Consider the following 2,603-nt stretch of genomic DNA (forward strand, 5'->3'; position numbering starts at 1 on the left):
GGCGGTGGTACTGGATCAGCCATGGCCGACGCGGTTTGCGTACTACGCCGTCACCCTGCCCGGCGCCGAGGAGAACCCGGCCATCGCGTCGTTTCTGCGTTGGCTGCAGGAAGAAGTCGAGGCGCCGACCAGCGCGTTGTGAGCCCGCAGTCCACGCACAAAAAAACCCCGCCTTCCGGCGGGGTTTTTTCTACTGCCTTGGCGGATGGTGGTACCGACCAACGGTTGGTACCGACCGCTCCGATGTGTGCCGACCGATGGCCGGCCTCTACATCAGAAGTCCATGCCGCCCATGCCGCCCATGCCACCCATACCGCCGCCCGCTGCGCCAGCGCCGTCATCCTTCTTCGGGGCTTCGGCAACCATGGCTTCGGTGGTGATCATCAGGCCAGCGATCGAGGCCGCGTTCTGCAGCGCCGAACGGGTCACCTTGGTCGGGTCCAGGATGCCGAATTCCAGCATGTCGCCGAATTCGCCGGTGGCCGCGTTGTAGCCGAAGCTGCCGCTGCCTTCCTTGACGCGGTTGACGATGACCGACGGCTCTTCGCCGGCGTTGGCCACGATTTCGCGCAGCGGGGCTTCCATCGCGCGCAGGGCGATCTGGATGCCGTGGTTCTGGTCTTCGTTGGCACCCTTCAGGCCGCTCAGCGCGGTGACGGCACGGACCAGCGCGACGCCGCCGCCCGGGACCACGCCTTCTTCAACGGCTGCACGGGTCGCGTGCAGGGCGTCGTCGACGCGATCCTTCTTTTCCTTCATTTCGATTTCGGTCGAGGCACCGACCTTGATCACGGCAACGCCGCCGGCCAGCTTGGCCACGCGTTCCTGCAGCTTTTCACGGTCGTAATCGGACGAGGTGTCTTCGATCTGGGTCTTGATCTGGGTGACACGCGCTTCGATGTTGGCCTTCTCGCCGGCGCCATCGATGATGGTGGTGTTTTCCTTGGAGACCTGCACCTTCTTGGCGCGGCCCAGGTCCTTGATCGTCGCCTTTTCCAGCGACAGACCAATTTCCTCGGAGATCACGGTGCCGCCGGTCAGCACGGCCATGTCTTCCAGCATCGCCTTGCGACGGTCGCCGAAGCCCGGTGCCTTGACGGCCACGACCTTGACGATGCCACGGATGGTGTTGACCACCAGGGTAGCCAGCGCTTCGCCTTCGATGTCTTCGGCGATGATCAGCAGCGGCTTGCCGGCCTTGGCGACGCCTTCCAGCACGGGCAGCAGGTCGCGCACGTTGGAGATCTTCTTGTCGTGCAGCAGCACGTACGGATCGTCCAGGTCAGCGGTCTGCGACTGCTGGTTGTTGATGAAGTACGGGGACAGGTAGCCACGGTCGAACTGCATGCCTTCGACGACGTCCAGCTCGTTGTCCAGGCCCGAGCCTTCTTCAACGGTGATGACGCCTTCCTTGGTCACGCGGCGCATGGCTTCGGCAATGATGTTGCCGATCGACTCGTCCGAGTTGGCCGAGATGGTGCCGACCTGGGCAATGGCCTTGTCGTCAGCAGTCGGCTTGGAGATGTTCTTCAGCTCGGCGACGGCGGCGATGACGGCCTTGTCGATACCGCGCTTGAGGTCCATCGGGTTCATGCCGGCCGCAACGGCCTTGGCGCCTTCGCGGATCAGGGCCTGGGCGAGCACGGTCGCGGTGGTGGTGCCGTCGCCGGCGTCGTCGTTGGTGCGGGAAGCAACTTCCTTCACCATCTGCGCGCCCATGTTCTCGAACTTGTCAGCCAGTTCGATTTCCTTGGCAACGGAGACGCCATCCTTGGTGATGGTCGGGGCGCCGAAGCTCTTTTCGAGCACGACGTTGCGGCCCTTCGGGCCCAGGGTTGCCTTGACGGCATTGGCGAGAATGTTGACGCCGCGCACCATGCGCGAACGAGCGTCTTCACCGAAACGAATATCTTTGGCAGCCATTGCGATTACCTTTTTTGTAGAGCCGGGCGATGCCCGGCTGCTTGAATGGGGGATACGGTCGACCGGTCAGTCCGGCTACCGCGCAGCGAGGCAGAGCCCCGCTCTACGTCATCAGATGATGGCGAGGATGTCGTCTTCGCGCAGGACCTTGTACTCGACGCCTTCGGACTTGTAGCTGCTGCCGGCGTACTGGCCGTAGATGACCTTGTCACCGACCTTCAGCGACGGCGCGCGGACGCTGCCGTTGTCCAGGGGCTTGCCCGGGCCGACGGCCACGACTTCACCCTTGGTGGACTTTTCCTTGGCGGAATCCGGAATCACGATGCCGCCGGACGAGATTTCGTCGGCTTCGATCGGCTTGACTACGACGCGGTCATGAAGCGGCTTGATGCTCATGTGAGACCCTTTTAAGTTGTTGATTGGTCTGGAAAAGTCTGGCGATGTTAGCACTCGCACAGGGCGACTGCCAGCCACGCTCACGAAAAAACCCGACGGTGCGGGTACAGAGCAGAGATGGTGCTGGGCACTTCCCTTTCAAGGGGCAAGGGAGAAATTTTTCCGGCCGGCGGCCGGTGGGGCTCGAGGCAAGATCAAGGTCAAGGTCAAGGTCAAGGTCAAGGTCAAGGTCAACTGCACCTCGAGTCTGCGGGCGTGGCGCGCCGGGCTGGTAGGGGTGGGGC

General features: G+C 63.1%; 3 protein-coding genes. 1 reads left to right on the forward strand and 2 read right to left on the reverse strand.

Features of this window, described 5'->3' with window-relative positions; genetic code table 11:
* Positions 1–273: 273 nt before the first annotated feature.
* Entirely contained in the window at positions 274–1,923 is a 1,650-nt protein-coding gene (gene groL / locus DBR34_RS06905) for a chaperonin GroEL (protein ID WP_128096242.1), read from the reverse strand.
* Positions 1,924–2,034: 111 nt separating this feature from the next.
* Positions 2,035–2,319, reverse strand: a complete 285-nt coding sequence (locus DBR34_RS06910) for a co-chaperone GroES (RefSeq protein WP_038685917.1) — start codon at positions 2,317–2,319, stop codon at positions 2,035–2,037.
* A 16-nt stretch (positions 2,320–2,335) separates the two neighbouring features.
* On the opposite strand from DBR34_RS06910, the gene DBR34_RS21695 reads away from it, so the two are divergent.
* Positions 2,336–2,603, forward strand: a 268-nt coding sequence (locus DBR34_RS21695) for a hypothetical protein (protein WP_219928226.1), incomplete at its 3' end; no start/stop codon positions are given.

The sequence above is a fragment of the Stenotrophomonas sp. HMWF003 genome, from assembly GCF_003061285.1.
GTDB lineage: Bacteria > Pseudomonadota > Gammaproteobacteria > Xanthomonadales > Xanthomonadaceae > Stenotrophomonas > Stenotrophomonas maltophilia_AP.